This is a genomic window from Nostoc sp. ChiSLP03a, assembly GCF_034531215.2.
Taxonomy (GTDB): Bacteria; Cyanobacteriota; Cyanobacteriia; order Cyanobacteriales; family Nostocaceae; genus Nostoc.
Genome location: NZ_JAVRBQ020000072.1, coordinates 17,023 through 36,060 on the forward strand (window position 1 = coordinate 17,023; position 19,038 = coordinate 36,060).

11 protein-coding genes are annotated in these 19,038 nt (G+C 41.5%); 1 reads left to right on the forward strand and 10 read right to left on the reverse strand.

Annotation, left to right across the window (positions count from 1 at the left end):
• Window positions 1-224: 224 nt before the first annotated feature.
• The 8 genes from dxs to RMY32_RS12130 all read right to left on the reverse strand — a co-directional run bounded on the left by dxs (window position 225) and on the right by RMY32_RS12130 (window position 10,665).
• The gene (dxs, locus tag RMY32_RS12095; RefSeq protein WP_322713657.1) at window positions 225-2,132 is read right to left on the reverse strand and encodes a 1-deoxy-D-xylulose-5-phosphate synthase; all 1,908 of its coding nucleotides are present in this window, start codon (window positions 2,130-2,132) and stop codon (window positions 225-227) included.
• Window positions 2,133-2,980: 848 nt separating this feature from the next.
• Entirely contained in the window at window positions 2,981-3,424 is a 444-nt protein-coding gene (locus tag RMY32_RS12100; RefSeq protein ID WP_322713658.1) for a hypothetical protein, read from the reverse strand.
• A 490-nt stretch (window positions 3,425-3,914) separates the two neighbouring features.
• Complete coding sequence (locus RMY32_RS12105; RefSeq protein ID WP_322713659.1) at window positions 3,915-5,165, reverse strand: competence/damage-inducible protein A; 1,251 nt, start codon at window positions 5,163-5,165, stop codon at window positions 3,915-3,917.
• Window positions 5,166-5,326: 161 nt separating this feature from the next.
• Window positions 5,327-6,610 carry a serine hydroxymethyltransferase gene (glyA, locus tag RMY32_RS12110; RefSeq protein WP_322713660.1) on the reverse strand — a complete coding sequence of 428 codons (1,284 nt, stop codon included), beginning with the start codon at window positions 6,608-6,610 and terminating at the stop codon, window positions 5,327-5,329.
• A gap of 396 nt (window positions 6,611-7,006) precedes the next feature.
• Window positions 7,007-7,258, reverse strand: a complete 252-nt coding sequence (locus tag RMY32_RS12115; protein ID WP_322713661.1) for a hypothetical protein — start codon at window positions 7,256-7,258, stop codon at window positions 7,007-7,009.
• A gap of 2 nt (window positions 7,259-7,260) precedes the next feature.
• Window positions 7,261-8,124, reverse strand: a complete 864-nt coding sequence (locus RMY32_RS12120; protein ID WP_322713662.1) for a hypothetical protein — start codon at window positions 8,122-8,124, stop codon at window positions 7,261-7,263.
• A 162-nt stretch (window positions 8,125-8,286) separates the two neighbouring features.
• The gene (locus RMY32_RS12125) at window positions 8,287-9,063 is read right to left on the reverse strand and encodes an RNA polymerase sigma factor SigF (RefSeq protein ID WP_322713663.1); all 777 of its coding nucleotides are present in this window, start codon (window positions 9,061-9,063) and stop codon (window positions 8,287-8,289) included.
• A gap of 765 nt (window positions 9,064-9,828) precedes the next feature.
• Window positions 9,829-10,665, reverse strand: a complete 837-nt coding sequence (locus RMY32_RS12130) for a photosystem II manganese-stabilizing polypeptide (protein ID WP_322713664.1) — start codon at window positions 10,663-10,665, stop codon at window positions 9,829-9,831.
• 787 nt (window positions 10,666-11,452) lie between these two features.
• On the opposite strand from RMY32_RS12130, the gene RMY32_RS12135 reads away from it, so the two are divergent.
• A complete protein-coding gene (locus RMY32_RS12135; RefSeq protein ID WP_322713665.1) occupies window positions 11,453-11,800 on the forward strand; it encodes a hypothetical protein in 348 nt (115 codons plus the stop codon).
• Window positions 11,801-11,910: 110 nt separating this feature from the next.
• Here RMY32_RS12135 and RMY32_RS12140 read toward each other — a convergent pair whose 3' ends face one another.
• Both RMY32_RS12140 and RMY32_RS12145 read right to left on the reverse strand, forming a co-directional pair.
• Window positions 11,911-16,962 carry an eIF2A-related protein gene (locus tag RMY32_RS12140; protein WP_322713678.1) on the reverse strand — a complete coding sequence of 1,684 codons (5,052 nt, stop codon included), beginning with the start codon at window positions 16,960-16,962 and terminating at the stop codon, window positions 11,911-11,913.
• Between the two features lie 105 nt (window positions 16,963-17,067).
• Window positions 17,068-18,399, reverse strand: coding sequence for a P-loop NTPase fold protein (locus RMY32_RS12145; protein ID WP_322690499.1), 1,332 nt, complete (start codon window positions 18,397-18,399; stop codon window positions 17,068-17,070).
• Between the last annotated feature and the right edge of the window lie 639 nt (window positions 18,400-19,038).

Here is a 19,038-nt window from a genome sequence, read left to right on the forward strand (position 1 = left end):
GGGGCAATTCATGAATTGCCCTACCGTAAAATCAGCTATTGTTTGCGTCTGGATAAAACAAGGTGGGGAAAGATTTGATGTTCAATCCCCAGACACAGAAAACGATGTAATTATCAAATTATTGCAATTGGTGAAGAGTGAGTAGAAATAGCGATCGCTAATATTCTCACAAAAATAACCCCTGTTATAGGGGTTATTTTTAGATAATACTGTTGATAAGTAAACTAAACCACAGCAGATAGTTGCCGTTTAAAGAAAGCTTGCAATACTCTCTCTGCTATTTGATGACTAGTTAAACCTAGTTCTGTCTTAGATTCATTGGGTTCAGCGTGATCTACCAATACATCTGGTACACCAAATCGCTTGACAGGAACGAGAATATCTGCATCTAGTAAAGCCTCGGCGATCGCACTACCAAAGCCACCCATTACACAGCCTTCTTCTAAGGTGACAACGCGGCCGATTTTCTTCGCTAAAGGCAAAATCAACTCGGTATCCAAAGGCTTAACGAAACGGGCATTAATTACAGTTGCTTCAATGCCGTGTTCGCTGAGAATTTCCGCAGCTTGCATTCCTGGATAGACCATTGTGCCATAAGCAACAATTAACACATCATCGCCTGTACGCAGAATCTCACCTTTGCCGATTTCCAAAGGTTCCCAGCCTTCCTCCATCAAGGGAACGCCGTAGCCATTGCCACGAGGGTAGCGCATTGCGATCGGGCCGCTGGTATGATTAACGCCAGTTACTACCATGCTTTGCAGTTCTGCCTCGTCTTTGGGGGCCATGATTACCATGTTGGGAATGCAACGCAGATAAGCAATGTCATACATACCTTGGTGGGTGGGGCCATCAGATCCCACGATTCCCGCCCGATCTAAGCAGAAGAATACTGGCAGGTTTTGGATGCAGACATCATGAATTATCTGGTCGTAGGCGCGTTGCAAGAAGGTAGAATAAATAGCTGCAATCGGGCGCATCCCTTCGCTTGCAAGTCCTGCTGCTAGGGTAATTGCGTGTTGTTCTGCAATGCCGACATCAACATATTGATTGGGCAGTTTTGCTTGAAGTTTATCTAAACCTGTCCCCGTTGCCATCGCCGCAGTAATCCCAATAATTTTGGGATTTTGTTCAGCAAGTTTTACCAAAGTGTGAGAAAAGACTTTGGCATAAGCCGGGGGTTTGGGTTTATTAGAAGGAATGGCTTTGCCAGTTGCTACGTTGAAAGGGCTTTGGGCGTGGTAGCCAACTTGATCTAGTTCGGCAATTTCATAACCTTTGCCTTTCACTGTTGCCACATGCACCAAAACTGGGCCTGGTATTTGATGTGCTTGTTGGAAGGTGGCAATTAGTTCTTCTAGATTATGCCCATCCACTGGCCCAATGTAGGTAAAGCCGAGTTCTTCAAAAACTGCACCTACCTTCGGAACAGCCAAGCGCTTCATACCTTCTTTGATCCGTCCGAGTTCGGGTGAGAGGGATTCGCCTACGAAGGGAATTTGCTTAAACTGTTCCTCAAGATTATCTTTAATAAATTGCACCGGTTGGCTGAGGCGCATTTTGTTGAGATAGCGAGGAATCGCGCCGACGTTGCGAGATATGGACATGTCGTTGTCATTGAGAACAACCAACAGATTAGTTTTCGGCATGTGTCCGGCATGGTTGATGGCTTCTAAAGCCATGCCGCCAGTTAGTGCGCCATCGCCAATCACAGCAACGGCTTTAAATTTTTCTCCTTTCAAGTCTCGCGCTAAAGCCATGCCCAATGCTGCTGAAATACTTGTAGAAGCGTGTCCAGCCCCAAAGTGGTCAAACTTGTTTTCGCCCCGTTTGAGATAACCCGCAAGTCCGTCTTTTTGTCTAAGGGTGTGGAAGCGATCGTAACGTCCTGTAAGCAATTTGTGGGGATAAGCCTGGTGTCCTACATCCCAAATAACTTTATCCCGATCTAAGTCCAGTGTTTGGTAAAGTCCTAGTGTTAATTCGACAACACCCAACCCTGGCCCTAAGTGTCCACCATTAACTGCTACTGTTTGAAGATGCTTATCTCGAATCTGACGGGCAATCTGTTGCAGTTGGCGAACAGATAAACCGTGCAACTGATTAGGATGGGTGATTTCGCTCAGATGCATATTATAAGGTTTTCCTCTCTAACTTCGAGTCTCGGTATTTTGATTTTCCCACGGTCGGGTTGTCCACAGAATCAAACTCTTACATTGTTACTAAGTTGTAGTGGAAAGTATAACTTCTTAATTGATGATAGTGAAAAATTTGTTAACCATTAACAATTCGTCAAATAAGATTGCAATAAGTTAAATTTATAACACATTTTTCCGTGGGTAATGCTACTTATAAAATGCCTGCGATGCGTATATAAAAACAAGTTTTTGAAGAGCAATTTGCGGAAGTTCATTAAGCAGATTACTCAATTTTGCCATTTTAAGTTAGTACAAAAGAAAATCAAATATTTTGTTTACAGCTATATATCTAGCATAATTGCTAGTAAATATTTAACTAGAGTTTCTACTCTTCTTCGGTGACAGCAGCTAATTTTATCAGCGATCGCTAATTCTTATAACTGTGACAAATATGTATCTAAAGCTACTTAATTACTTTATCTAACTTCATTTATTATTAGTATATATCTCGTTAAAAGTCTCCAACTGGAAACGAAGCATTAATTACAATCCCTTATAGGGATGCAGAGCTATCTGTGTTACCCTACTACAATGTTTAACTACCTGTAAATTGCTGTAATCATATTGATGTATAGCACAAGCCTTGGTGGTTAGGACATTAACAGATGATAAAACTTAGACACAACAAGACTTTTCACCCAATCCCCAGTCCCCAGTCCTTGCTATAACCTTAGATTTTCCGAAATTACTCGCAAACAACAATATTTCCGACCTTTTTAAAAAGTCGGAAATTTGAAGCTTTCGATTTTTACAAATCCAATAGGATTTCTATATCTATATCTCTATTTACCAAAAGCATCTTTAATGTTTTCAACAGTGCGTTCAACTACATTCTTAGTGTTGTCTACTGCTTCTTTAGTCCGAGATGCATCTTCATTTGCTCTTCTCTGAATTGTAGCGGCATCTTTCTTTGCTTTGCGCTCAATAAAGCTACCATTGTCTGTTGCTTGGTCAACCTTACTGGCATTGCTCTTGGCAGCGTCCTTAACTTTATCTGCTGTATCATCAATGAAATTTTTGGTTCGTCCAGCATCTCTACTAGCTTTATCTTGAGCGCGATCTGCATCATCATATGCAATCAAGGTTCCAGCAGGATCGGCCATTGCTGAGGTGTTCGAGAAAAATGCACCTTGCCAAACGAAAGCGATCGCTAACATACAAAACAGCGCTGTAGCCATCCAGCGTTTTACGGTGGAAAACTGTTTTGCAACATTATTGGATTTCATACAATACAATCTCATGTGATTTAGTATACTATTTCTACTTCATTTAGCTTGTTAGCGATATCGATCCCTAGATAGAAATTCTGGCATCAATAGTTATGAAATGAATTCACTATTTTGATAGATTGAATTTTGACTAAAGATTATTTCTTGGGAATTAAACGTAAAATTAAACAGTTTACAGTTTTTGAACATCCGCGATCGCCCTTGAGTTAATTAACTTGCGATCGCTTCCAGCGGACGGTTACGCGATCGCAACTGAATTTTTACGATTGGGGCGTTTGCGTTCTGATTTTTTCTTTATTCCAATCCAACATCCGAGAAGCTGCTGGTAATACAACTCAATAACAGACTTAATCACTCCGTTACAGCTTGATTAGTCTGCTGCTAAATAAAGGCTAGTTTATCAGCATATTCGTCATCTAATCGTGCATTAATTCGTATCGTCAGCTTCGTTTGTCATACAATCTGTATGACAAACATAATATATCTGTTACCTCGTCAATAACTTCCGGCGCAGATTATCCAACGCTGCATTTGCACTCACATGACGAATTAAAGCTCGACCTCGCACAGTACCAAACTGATACTCAAAACTTGTCACTTCATCTTTTGGCCCGGCTAAACCAATGTAAACTAAACCCACTGGCTTTGTATCTGTTCCTCCGGTAGGGCCAGCAATTCCAGTAATACTCAGTCCCCAAGTTGTTGCAAGGCGGGTTTTGACTCCAACAGCCATTTGCTCTGCAACAGTAGCACTTACCGCCCCAAATTTATTTAAATCTTCCTGGTTAACCCCCAATAGCCTAACCTTCACCGAATTGTCATAAGAAATTACTCCACCCCAAAAATAATCAGAACTCCCAGAAATCTCAGTCAACATTTGCCCTAAACCGCCACTAGTACAAGATTCTGCCACTGAAAGCGTTTCTTTTGATGCCCGTAACAACTGACCAACTACGGAAGCGAGAGTATCATTATTAACGCCATAAAAATCCAATCCGGCAATTTCTTTAAGTTGTTTTTCAATGGGCGCAATTAGGGCTTCTGAGGCTGCTTCTGAATTTGCTTTTGCAGAAACTCGCAATCTAACTTCCCCTTTACCTGCATAAGGGGCGACTGTGGGATTTGGCAACTTTAAATACGAAGCAACCTTTTCCGCTAAAGCAGATTCACCAATACCCCAAAACTTTAAACTCCGACTGTAAATAATTTCTTTACCCCAACCTTGACTTTTGAGAAATGGCACAGCTGTTTCTTCCCACATCACATGCATTTCACTGGGAACACCGGGAAAGGTAAAAATCGTGATTTCAGGACGAGGTTGCCAAATGATGCCGGGTGCTGTTCCAGTGGGGTTGGGGAGAATTTCTGCACCTTGGGGAATCAAAGCCTGCTTGCGGTTACTTGGTGACATAACTCGACCACGTTGGGCAAATTTCTGCGTTATGTCTTCGATGATGTCAGAACGTTCTACCAAAGGGACTTTAAAAAAATCGGCAATGGTTTCGCAGGTGAGATCGTCTGGTGTGGGGCCGAGTCCACCAGTGAAAATGAGAATTTGCGCTCTGGAAATAGCAATTTCTATAACTTGCTTCAACCGTTCTGGATTATCCCCAACCACTGTTTGATAGTAGTGGGGAATTCCTAGTTGCGCTAATTGTTGCGCCAAAAATTGAGCATTGCCGTTGAGGATATCTCCTAGCAATAGTTCAGTACCAACACAAATAATTTCTGCACTCATTGGAAGCAATAGTTAGGAGTTAGGAGTTAGAAGTTAGAAGTTAAGAGTTAGAAGCTAAGAGTTCAAAACTTATCCCTCTTAACTATCATCTCAGCCTAAGCCTGGTATGAGTTAGGAGTTTAAAACTTAAAACTCATCACTCCTAACTCTTAACTATCATTTCAGGCTAATGCTGGTACAGGAATTTCCAGGTGAGGATATAAGGGGAAGCGATCGCACAATGCCGCTACCCGTTGACGACAATCTTGGGTTACTACGTGGGAATCTGGAGAAAGTAAGCGATCGCTAATAATATTGGCAATCTCAGTAAATTCTGCTACTCCTAAGCCCCGCGTGGTCATTGCTGGCGAACCTAACCTCAGACCGCTGGTAACAAATGGCGACTGCGGATCGAAGGGAATAGTATTCTTGTTAGCAGTAATATTCACCTTACTGACTAGCTGATCTGCCTGCTTACCAGTTAGACTTACAGAGCGTAAATCTACCAAGATTAAATGATTGTCAGTGCCGTTAGATACTAACTTTAAACCACGGTTTTGCAGTTGTTCGGCCAAAGCACGAGCATTTTCAATCACTTGGGCAGAATAGGTTTTAAACTCAGGCTTGAGGGCTTCTCCAAAAGCTACTGCTTTGGCAGCAATAACGTGTTCCAATGGCCCGCCTTGGCTGCCAGGAAAAACAGACTTATCTAGCTTTTTACCTAGTTCTGCGTCGCCAGTCAAGATCAAACCACCTCTAGGGCCGCGTAGTGTCTTATGGGTAGTTGTTGTGACTACGTGACAGTGAGGAATCGGGTCGGGATGAAGACCAGTGGCAACTAAACCAGCAATGTGAGCAATATCGGCAAGTAAGTAAGCGCCGATTTCATCAGCAATGCTGCGGAATTTTTCAAAGTCAATTACACGTGGATAAGCTGAATAACCACAAATCAAGAGCTTAGGACGCTCCCTCAGCGCCAGCTCGCGAATTTGATCGTAGTCAAGTTGTTCTGTTTGTTGACTGACACCGTAGTGGCTAACTTGGAACCACTTACCTGAAAAATTTACAGGAGAACCGTGGGTAAGATGTCCCCCATGAGACAAATCCATCCCCATAATTTTGTCCCCTGGTTCTAGGAGTGACAGGAACACTGCAAAATTGGCTTGTGCGCCAGAATGGGGTTGCACATTCGCATGAGCAGCTCCAAATATCTGTTTAGCACGGTCGATCGCTAGTTGCTCGATTTTGTCGATAAACTCACAACCGCCATAGTAGCGTTTACCAGGTAATCCCTCAGCATATTTATTTGTCAGTACCGAACCTTGAGCCGCCAGTACAGCAGCAGAGGTAAAGTTTTCACTAGCAATCAATTCCAAGTGATCTTGCTGACGCTGTAGTTCGTCGTTGATTAACCCGGCGATCGCCGGATCGCTGGAAGAAAGAAAGTCTGAATTAGTCCTAGTCACTTGAATTATCCTTATGGAAATTTGTACAACGGCTGATTTTGCTTGGACGCAGCACCTAAATATACAGTCAAAAACCATTGTTCTTGACTGCTGTACAGAGGCAATTACTCGTCTCCGGACTCTGGAGGTTTATTTGTGCCAACTTATTTATTATTAGACCCAAGCTCAATTAATGCATTAATTATCATAACGTTGCTTTTTGAAATCCTCACCTTGCTGCGTGTTGTGAGGTCGTTAGACAGTATTCTTTATGAACCTATGTTAAATAATGTTTACTGCGTAGGCGTAGCCCGTCGGAGACATCGCTGCTTTGTAGAATGATTCATGAACAACAAGAACCCCGACTTATTAAAGAAGTCGGGGTTCTGCGGGTTGCAATTCTCACAAATCAAAAAATCAAATAGGATTCATATAGCGATTTTGATAGTAAGCCAAAATCTGGTTAACTCGTTGCCGATTTTCTAAGCTAGAGTTTGCTGTCCACGAGAGGCTCAAGCCAGCAATTTGACTTTGATTGTAATCAAACTGTTGGGATGACTGGGGAATTAAATCCACTTCCAACCCTTCGACTTGACGTAAATGAGCTGCTATTTCTCTATAAACAGCTAAAGGCAAACCAGCGAATTCAACTTTTTCCTTAGTTTCCATCTTTATGAAGCTCCCACATTAAACGTATTTTGGGGGGGCGTTGTCACTGAAATAGCATTGCCGCTAGCAGATGCAGCTGACGACGTTGATTTCACAGTCCCTTCCCCTACCATTTTGGCAACTTCAATACCATATTGTTCCAAAATCACGATGGGGTTGTAGCCCTGATTCATTTCAATACGTTTAATCAGTACGCCATTTGCTAATCGCTGTCCCGCTTGTACATACCGACTTGTCGGCTCATCCGGTACTTTGATAATTGCTTGTGGTTCTTTACTAATTAGAACTACACCAGTCACAACTACTGCCCTTGCTAACTCAGGCTGTGCTGGTGGTGGTAATACAGAGACTAAAGTGGGGTTGGGAACAACTTGAGGCAAAACTTTAGGCAACACTTTAGGCAACACTGAAGTCAAAGTAGGATTGACTTTTTTTGGTACAGAAGAAACGTTGTTTTTCTTTGGATTTAAAGCGATTCTGCGTGTTGGAAGTTTTCGTACTGATAGTGATGCAGTAGGCAGCTTAGGCACCACGGGAACTGGTCTTCCAGATGTTTTAACCATTCCGGGAATAGTCTGCCCGAAAAGTTGTGCAAAAGGATCGCTTCGAGCTTTTGATACCACAAGTTCTCGCGTCCGCTCTGTGGCATTCGTGGATTGAATCAAGCTAACAGATGCAAGATTAACTTGTGAGACCTGTTTGGCTGGTATCACTGGATTCTTAAAGGATTGAGCCGCTGGTGGCGACTTTTTTGCTATTTTGGGAACTGGCACAGGATTGATGGCTTGTGGTGTATCTTCAGAAGCACATCCGGCGAGCGCCAAAGTTAGAATAGCTGCAATTGTAATTTTTGAAGTTATGCCCATGAGCCTTTCTCAAAAGCCATTGGAAAATTGAAAAGTGGAAATCAACATGCCTAAAATTTGGATCAAAGGCAAAGTATGTTCCCTTTATAACCTAATTTTTTACATTTCAAGGGTTATTTTTAGCACTGCATACCCAGTATAACTGCGGTTTGTTTTTTGCAGTCAATCTTCTGCCACACCCATAAGCTCTTTCATCAAATCCAGTCCTTTCTTGACTCGACGGGAAACCGTTACTACACTGATGCCCAGATGTTCTGCAACTTGTTTTTGAGTCAAATCTTGCAAAAACACACATTCCAACACATCGCGGGTGCGTTTTTCTAGCTGAACCAAAGCTTGTTGTAAGCGAAGTTGGTCTTCTTGTGCCAGTTGAAAGCTGCGATAGTGAGGATCTGGAACCAATTCTCCCAAGCAGGTAGAACCTTCTTCTCCATCTTGGATTGGCACATCAAGACTTAAGGGAGCGCGATTGACCCATGCTAATTTAATTTCTTGCCATTCGTTTGGAGAAATTTCCAGTGCTGCTGCTAATTCCGAGTCGGTTGGTTGACGATTGTGTTTTTCACGCCAAGAACGTGATACTCCTATTGCTTGCTGTTGAAGCGCTAACCATTTCCGAGGAATTCGCACGGTGACACCTTTATCTCGGAGATAGTGTTGAATTTCACCCCGAATATAGGGAAGAGCGTAGGAACTGAAGGCATGTCCCTTGGAAATTTCAAATCTTTCAATAGCTCTGATTAAACCCAAACATCCAACCTGGAGCAAATCATCGTAGGTTTCATGACATTGATTTGTCCAATAGTGAGCTTCTTTTCTCACAAGTCCAAAATTGAGTTTTACCAGTTGATTGCGGATGTTTTCTGACGGAGATTGCTGATATTCTCGCAACAACTGCCAAATTTCGTGCTTTAGTTCATTGGTGACTGTGGTAGGCATAGCACCGGGTTTATTGAGCAAATAAAGAATCAATTATTATTCGCTTTTTAAATTCAGCTGCGATCGCACGATATCAAATGAAATATTGCGCTATATTTCATAGCAAATACTATGGTAGATAATAAAGACTTTCTCTTAAAATTCCATAGGTTACTTGACAATCGAGCAAAATTTAGATGGGCGAAATTATTATTTAGTTGGTTATTTATCTTTGGTATGACTTGTAGCTTTTTTAGAACCACATAGAAATAAAATATAAAATTAATCACTAAATATCAAACCGAGATTGTACTTAACTTGAGTTAATTAATGATGAAATTAATTTAGAGAAACTAAACAACAGTAGTCGAGCTTTGTTTCACAAGCAAAAGTTCGATTTACAGTAAAATTACGTGCTCATTCCACTAAAATTTATCCAATAGTTAAAAATTACTAATAATTTAAAAAAATCTTATGTATATTTACGCAAGCCAATAAAAAAAGGGCGTCTCACCCTTTTTTGTACTTAAGTCTATAGTGTTTTAATGAAAGGGAAAAGGTTAAAGGGATGAATCAAGTCACCCATAAGACTGAGGGATAAGAATTTTCCCAATCGCCAAGGCTATTTTGCCCCCAATTCTACTCAGATTTAACTTTTCCCCATTTTTTAAAAATCTATCTACCTTCTTTTTTAAAGAAGGTGGATAGTTTAACTTTTGCGATCAAGTCTGGTACTTACAGAATTGTCGTTTTGAGTGCCAGTCAGTTGCCTTAACTTTTGAAGATTTAGCCACGAGTCGATTCAACCCGTCCATAAAATAGACCGCGAATCTTGACTTCTTTAGGTTCACCAGCGCCTAAATCTGTATCAGATGGCTGTTCGCTCTCGAAAGTGCCAGCAATTTCACCGCTAGAACCGTCTATTTTAGCAATTTGCAGAGAAATCTTGCCATTGAGATTTTCAGCACGCTTGACGTTAGTGCGGGTAAGTTGTTCATCATCTGCTTGGGCGGGGAGAGCTACAGCATTATCGTAGCCACTGACGACACCACGACCTTTAGGATCTAGGAAGGCAGCACCACGATAGGAAGGAACTTTAAAGCTGCCTTCAAAGTCCGTAGAGGTGTTAATACTGGTCAAACTGGGTTGGCTTTGAGCAACCAAATTTTTGATAGTGAAGAGGAAAGGTACTCGTTCACCACCAGGAAGTTGCACAGTGATGGCTTGGAAGTCAAGACCATCAGTTTCCGTAAAGGTCAGGCTATTATCTGCGTTAACTTTTAGATTACCTTGCACCTGGTCAATGGTGGAAGTGTATCTGGTCAACAATTTGCCGGCAACAAATTCTGCTTCTTGGCGTTTATTAGCAGGTTCTTCTTTGATGAAGAAGCTAGTTGGTTCCAAGCAAAGTTCTTTGATGGTATAAGTCTGGCTAGAATCAATGGGAATGGAGCCACGGCGTGTTTCTCCTAGTTGGGGGCATTTGTTAGCCAAGCCAGTGCCGCGAATTTGATCGTAAGTGAGTACATCTCTACCACTACTGGTAGTAGGAGCATCACTACAAGCGGTTATTAGCCCCAGGCACAAAGCCAAGAATGCAACAATTAAAGCGCGATACCTCATGGTCAACCTCAATCTCAAAAATTAATATCTAAGTTGTAAAACTGCATCGAAGCTTTGATCTCTGATGAGAAGCCGCTACTCTGCGAAAAACTACCTTTGTTCGGACACGGCTTTGCTCTGATTAAGAGAGTTGAAGCAAGTGTTCGGGTGTCTAGTTGTCAGACGCTGCTCAAACTTTTCTCTGCTAAACGTAGTTAAACGTGTCGCTCTCTTGAGCTTGGAGTGTAAACCCCAGACTAAGTAGAACACTGCATCCATTTTGGATGTGTGTTACTAGGGGAGCAAAAAACCAGCAGTTTTACTGTTGGTGGCATTTGTTTGGAGTTGGGCGAGTGTATGAGTAAGCCTCAGACAGAGAAGCATAAATGCTTGTGCCTTCAAAAGTGCAAACAGGGGTGTCTGCTTCGCACTTTGCTCTTACTTATCGCAAAAGCGGCGTCGCCCAAGTCTTTTTGTATCATGTATGTGACGCCACTACATACAGCCCATTGTTGGATGGGTAAATCAGCCAGATCATACGATTTTTTTTAACTCAAAATCAAAGTTCTCAAAATCCAAGAAAGTCTCGTCTCGATCGCATCTAGCTTCTGTAAAGCCTATGCTAAAGGTTACTACGCTCTTTTTGGAGCGATCGCAATTGCTTTTGATAAAGATACAAATCTAGTTACATTCACCCCTAACTAGGGCAAATGAGGAGATGCAGTAACAGGGAGACAACTGACAAACTAGGGAAAATTAAAAATCTTCGGTAAATTTGAGTTGACCTCATTTATTCGGAAAAGGTGGCATGAACGATCGCACAAACATTGAATCAGAGAAGTTGTCTGGTAAACTGCAAGCGCTCGCAAGTGTGGTGTATGATGCCGCTACAGCTTGTGAAGGCGATACTGTAGCTCTTTTGGCTTTGCTGCGGCAATTAGAGCAGTTACACCGAGAGATCCGGGATGGGATTTTTCAAGAGAGTTTGCCTGTTAACCGCCGCCAACTTTACTCATTGCTGAAAGATATTGAGTCTGAGGGAGGCTGGCCCTACATTGAGCGCATGAAGCTACAAGCCTTTTTAATAAATTTGCCACAAGAGGCTCCTGAAGAAAATAGCCATGAAGTTTTGGAGAGCGAACGCTCTATTAGCTGATTAGCTCGAAATTTATTTCTAGTTCTGAATTAATAACTTCGATCGCCTCACCAACCGCTAAACTAAGAGCGGTTGCTCATTGAGGCTTCAACCTAATTCGTAATTTGTAATTAAAAAGGGTTTGTACGGATTATCCCATCACAAAGAAGGCGATCGCGCTCTTCAAGATTGCGGTTGTGCTTAAGGTAATCACCCACCCAATCGCAACCACGAACAAGCAGATCGTCAAGATTTAAATTCCACAGAATTATCGTGTTGTCAGTACTTGCTGATGCTAGTGTTTGACCATCTGGGCTAAAACTGACACTTAATACCCCAGCGCGATGTCCATTAAGACTTTTAATTAACTTGCCTTCAGGACTCCAGAGTTTCACTGTACTGTCCCAACTAGCGGCAGCGAGTAATTCACCATTGGGGCTGAAAGTCACGGCATTGACGCTATCGCTGTACCCTTTTAATAAGGTTTTTAATAACGTCCCATCTCGTCGCCACAGTTTTACGGTATTATCCCAGCTGGCAGAAGCCAGTAACTCATCATCAGTTGGACTAAAGCTGATACCTGTCACCCTGCTGTCATGGGGTGAGAAAGTTTTTAACAATGTACCATCCTGTTGCCAAAGTTTAACAGTTTGGTCATCACTAGCAGAGGCTAAAACTTGACTATTATGGCTGAAGTTTACGCTATTTACCGAATCCTGATGCCCCACTAAAGTTTTGAGCAACTTGCCCTGACGGTTCCAAAGTTTCACTGTTTTATCTTTGCTAGCTGATGCCAAAAACTGACCATCAGGACTGAAATTCACGCTCATCACACTATTGCTATGCCCGTGGAGAGTCATGATTAAAGTACCGTCCAACCGCCAAAGTTTCACTGTTTTGTCAAAACTTCCTGAAGCCAGCATTTCACCTTTGGGGTCAAAACTGACACTAGTAACTTCATTTGTATGCCCCATTAAAGTTTTGTAAAGTCGAGTTTTAACCTCGCCATTACTGGTGTATCGTTGCCAAAGTTTTACAGTGCGATCGCGACTACCAGAAGCTAGCATTCGGCCATCGGGACTCCAAGCAACGCTCAAAACTCGCTTTCGATGCCCTTGAAGAATAGACGGTGTTGGCGCATCTAAACTCCATAGTTTCACGTTTTTGTCGTAACTTCCTGAGGCTAGTAATTTGTTATTTGGACTGAAAGCTAAACTGACAACATAATCGCTGTGTCCTTTGAAGGTTTTGAGTAAAGTACCAGTAATACTCCAGAGGTTTATGGTTTTATCTTCACCTGCGGAAGCTAACTTTTTACTATCGGAACTAAAGCTCAAACTCCACACTGGCCTGTTATGCTGTCGTAAAGTTTTGTAAAGACGAAAGTCAAAACCGTCTTTAGTGCTGTTACTTTCCCTTTGCCAAAGTTTCACTGTCTTATCTAGACCAGTTGACGCCAACAATTTACCGTCTGGGCTGAAAACAGCTACAGTCACAGCTTTCTGATGTCCCTGCAAAGTTGTAACAAGGCTACCGTCGCGTCGCCAAATTTTTACTGTCTTGTCGTCGCTAGCTGAAGCGATGAATTGACCATCAGGACTAAAGTTTATCCAGTTAACAGACCCTCGATGTCCTCTCAGTATTTTTACTAAGCTACCGTCTTTGCGCCAGATTTTTACGGTTTTATCCTTACTGCCAGTAGCTAACAATTCGCCATCAGGACTGAAATTAACGCTATAAACCCAATCACCGTAACCTTTCAGGGTTTGATATGGCTTGGGGTCAAATTCACCTGTAATCGGGTTTTTGTGCCAGATTTGCACTGTTTTATCAAGGCTAGCCGACGCTAGGGTTTGACCATCAGGGCTGAAACTTACACAATTAACAGCATCAGTGTGACCTTTGAGGGTTTGGAGTAAGGTTCCATCAGGACGCCAAAGTTTCACCGTTTGATCTAGGCTACCTGATGCTAGCAACTGACCATTTGGGCTAAAAGTTACTCCCCAGACAACATCAGTGTGCCCTTCCAAGCGGTTAACCTCCGTTACCCCATAAACTGCTTGTTGCAAGGCTGTCACTACCCGCATTCGGGTATCTGGCTGCGCCATCTCTGCTTGTTTAAGTCCTCTCCAAGCCCGCAAACCTTCTAATAGGGCATCAAATTCTTTATTAGAGGCAAACAAAGCTTCGCTAGCAGCAGCGATTCCACTAATTTTTAAGTTGGTTTCACTACGTTCGGCTCGTAGAGTTTGGCGGACTGCTGCTCTTTTTTGTAAGTCGGCTTGCCACCATAACGCTGCGATTGTTCCCCCCATAATTGCTAGGATTGCACCTGCTATCCGTGCTTCCCGCAGTCGTCGTTGCAATACCAAATTTAGTTGCTTTTGACTAAGTTGTTGGGCTGCTTCGGCTCTAGTTTTTTCAAGTTTGATTTTTTCTAATTCGGCAAGCATACCATAGTTGTTCTTTTGGCGAATTGGTTCAACTAAATAATCGTGAACCAACTGGTAGCGATCGCCTAACTCTTCTCTGACTCGCAATACCAAGCCTGAACCTACCAATATTTCTAAAATCAGTTCTCCAACTTTGTCAAAGCTTGATATCGTATATATATTATAATTATTAACTAATGCAACTGCTAAATCAGCTTTAGTTTTTAAAGGTCGCGTCCCCTTTTCATCTGTTAATTCAAATAATAATTTCCAACTTAAATCTTCGTTCTCTTGACCGCAGTCTTTGATAACTTCCCCTAACCAGCGTTCCACTAATTTTGCCGAGCCACCACAAAGCTTATATTCTGCAAGTGTCGTAATGTTTTCTATTTGTAGTTGAGCGCCGACTATTTGTAATTCAATTGGATGTACTTCGTCTAGTTCTCCTGTCAAATCCTGGACTAATCGGTTAATCAATTCCTCACTTAGTTCATAATGTGAACGTTGAGTAAGACTGTGAATTATAACTTTGGCATCTCGGCTAGAGAATTTTCCTAAATAGTAACGAATATCCTTATCAAGAATATTTTTATTAATTACTCCTAAATCATATAGACCAGTACTATTTTTCTGACTCAAACGTTCAAACTCTAACAAATGATGTAAGTAATCTTCTCGTAATGAAAGAATAATTTTTACATAAGAAATATTTAAACATTCACTAAAAAATTTATAGAATTCTATTCTTTGTGTAGGAGGATTACTAACAAAGAAAAATTCTTCAAACTGGTCTAATATGATAACTATTGTATAATTGCGCTCAGATGCTAGTCGAATTCTTTCTAGTATTATAGTGGGTGTAGAGTCAATATTAACCGATATTCCTGTGTATGCTAATGCTTGGTTGATACTGCTACTCAAGATTGTTATCCAATCAGTATAAACAGACAAAACAATCGGTATAGGAATGCGTTCACCGATAACTTTTCCCTTGAGTGCTGGGACTAAACCAGCTTTGAGAATTGAACTTTTTCCTACACCAGATGGCCCATAAATAACTGTAAGTTTGTAGTCAGCGCGGGCAATTCTTTCAATGAAGCGATTGACATCTTGTTGCCGTCCAGAAGCAGATATTTCTTGAGCAATTTCTTCAGGAATAAACGGTATTTTGTGAGGTTCTAGTACTGGGTTAATTCTAGGGCGTTGTGGCTGTAATTGACTTGCTCCGATAAAGGCACGAAAGCCATACTGATGTTCTATTTTAATTTTTTCTTGCTTCAACTTAAAGGCTTCTGTATAGTTATGACACTCAAAAAAGTAAAGCGATCGCAGTTCCTCTAAAATCTCTAAGTACAGTAATGGCTGATGTTGTAGCTCACAAACTACCCTCGCCCATTCCAAATTATTGATAGCTTCCTCGCACTCACCCAAATGCCGTTGTGTGCGTGCTAGCAACAGAAGATACCAACTTTCCTGTCGTCGTCTTTGCAAAGCGTCTCGCAAAGAAACTTGTGTTACTTCTTCGGAGATAGAAAGCGCTGTATTTGCTAATTCATGAGCCAGTACCCAATTCGATTCTGAAGCCGCCACATTTGCCAAAAAACCATAATTTTGAGCAACTTGTGCGGGAGTTCCATAAGTTTTATGTAGGTGTAATGACTTTTGAGCTAATTCTTTTAAGTCATCCCAGGCTTGTAAACGTTGCAGCATTTCACAAGCAGGCAAAATGAATTTAGCAACTAAGTCTTTTCTTTGTACCTCCTCCAATAGCTCCAAGCATTGTTTAAACCACGACAGGGCATGTTCGCAATAGCTACTACTATTCTGGTATAAGTCTGCCATTCGGTGATAACAAAGCCCCAAGTGGAATAGTACTATTGCTTGCTTGAGTAAAGATGAGGGGGACATAGGTTGAGTACATGAGAGAGGTAAAGAAGAATTACTCTCCCACTCTGCTATTCTCCTCGCTTCCTGCTGCCATAATGCTAGGCTTCTTTGATAATTGGCTAAAGCACCATTAATTTGATCGTTAGCGTATTTATCTCGCCCCAACACAAATTCTAAACTAGCTTCTAATCCTGGTGTTAATTTAACGCCATACAGGCGTAGTAAATCATTACGCGCTGATTCTATTTCGTGGCGGTGTTGGGATTTTGGATCTAAATCTAGGAAGGCATTAGATAAAAACGTTTCAGCACCTGCTTCTAAAACTTTCTCAAATAAAGATTCTTCCTCTTGAGAGATCAAAGCAATTAAATCTGCTTTGGCCATTTCAAATTTAATAGTGGTTGCAGCCCAGCTTTTGAAATCAGGCGCTAATCTTGAAAGCAATGATGCTACTTCATCCTGTAGCCACAACACGACTGGAAATGGAAAAGTAGCAGCATAAATATCTCGTGCTTGGTTGATACCTGTAAGTAAGTTTTCAAGATCGGTAGTTGACTCAATACCGAAAATCATGACAGCAGACGGTAAAGAGTCTGTAAGGACGGCAGGATTATCTAAAGATAGTTCTGAGATTATTGTGCTGTGTAAAGAAGTAGTTGATGGATTGAGAACGATTTCTCTGATATTAATTTCTTTGGTGTTCGAGCGAATATTCTCTAACATTTGCTCGCGTAATCGCCCATAGTTGCATCGAACTAAAATCAGAGCAAATTGACCTTCGGAAAGTGCGATCGCTCTAATCAATCTTTGTAAAGTATGCTGATTTTCTTTGGTGTAGACACGTAGCTGTTTGTCATTAGTCATTGGATATGGGGCATTGGGCATTGGATATGGGGCATTGGGCATTGAATATGGGGCATTAGTCATTAGTTCACTAACAAATGACCAATGACTAATGACAATTGACTGTTACTTGTTTTGTTGCCAAGCTAAAACTTTTTCTGTTTCTGCCAAGGCTGGACTGATGCCAAACCACCGCCCCACAGGATCGCGATATTCAAACAGATACATGCTTCTTAGTAAGCTTTGATAGTCAGACTCACCTTTAACTCTCTGCTGCTGTACTACTTCAAACAATAATTCCCACTGGGACTCATCAATAGCTAATAGCAGATCGTCGCGGTAATCCTTAATCACGGCTTCTAAGCAGTCCCTAGAAAAAGGCGGATCTTGTCGTTGCAAGCAGCTATAAAGTAAACCTAATAAGTTACGAATGTGACCACCACTAACGCGACATAGACGATCCAAGGTTTCGGAGCGATCGAATAATTCTGTAATTAATGAAAGTCTGCTATTCAAAGGAACTTCTGGAAAAGCTCTAGCTAGAACTAACTGGCGCACTAGTGACATTCCTGGTTCGTAGTCACTGCCATCTCTTTGCCGCACCAATACCATCGGTAGTACTTTTGGTGCAATCCCTCCCCCCAGACGATTTTTCAGTGTCTCATACTCATTGGAAAAAATTAACGTTAGGGGAATTGTGTAAACTAGGTGGCATTTAAGTCGGCGTAACTGTTCGCCTCGGTCAATGAAGAGATATTCTGGTTGCGATCGCCCGGATGCTAAGGGACGCATATCTACTCGATCCAAATTATCTACAATCACTACCAGTCCTTTTTGACCCCTTAGCTTTAGCTGTTCAACAGCCTTTTCTAAAATCTCTTCGTTAATCGCCTGCAAAATACTATTGGTACGTGGTTCCAGATATTGCCTCAATTGATTCCGCATCTGGGTGCTATCTTTGGTTTTCGCAGTAATTTTGGCAATACCCAAGGACAACTCTGCTTGTCCAGAAAGTTCTATGGGGCTTTGCAAAAAATCGCCTACTTCTTTAAACAAATTGGTAAAGTAACCAGGTTTGAGTTTGATGCTAATCCCTTCTAAACTGGCACTGACTTGACGGGCTACACTCAGCAAAATATCGCTGATATCAATATCTGCCATGTCTAAGTCTTGACTGGACTCAAAATAAACCACATGAAATCCTGCCAATTCTAGTTCTGTCTTAAGGCGCTGCAATTCCGTTGACTTACCGCAGCCGATATGACCCGTAAATAACTGACAGGTTGGCTCGTCAGGAGAAATACGAATGATAGTTCGTTGCAATTCTTCGACAATCTTGCAACCACGTACATCAGCAAAATCTATGTAATATTGCCGATCTAGTACGTTACTTATATTTAGCGTGTAGCTAGGGTTACATGCTTTATAAAAACGTGACAAATTTAATGTCGTTTTCATGTATGTAGAGGTTTATGTAGATGCAGCTTAGTTTGGATTTTTTATACAATAAATCCCTATCTAGGATGTAGATAGAGGATTGACTCGCAAGGAAGTGGTAGTGTCTTGCAAAAGACAGCAGTTGTTGCCAGATTACTGTCAGTAGTATGGTAGAGATTTAATTGACCCTAATAACGAATGGCACTAAGATAATGCAAACCCATTATCTACAAAGCTTTGGGGTGTGGGGTGTAGGGTGTGGGGTATAGTGACGTTCGCGCCTGTATTGCGTAGCAAAGAAATTTGTTTATGTTCGCACTTATTTTTACTTTTCTTGATTTTTTCCGAACTTACCCCCTATACCTTTACCTGGCAAGGATTTCATCTTTTACTGGTGCTGCTCAACCTGTCAGGTCTTAAGCATATCTGTCCTTTTTACACCTACTATTGAGGTTTTGACAATTTATCCCTTCTGTTTGACCTGCCACAAAATTATATGGCTGATGAATTAAGTAAAAAAAGCTACAAATTTTCATGGTTCTCAGTTTGGATAGCTGATGAGTGTGACTGGTATGAATTATAGCAAGGTATACAGAGATTCAGGAATACTTATCTATCATTTCACATTCTATTTGTCAAGAAAGCAAAATTCCACACATG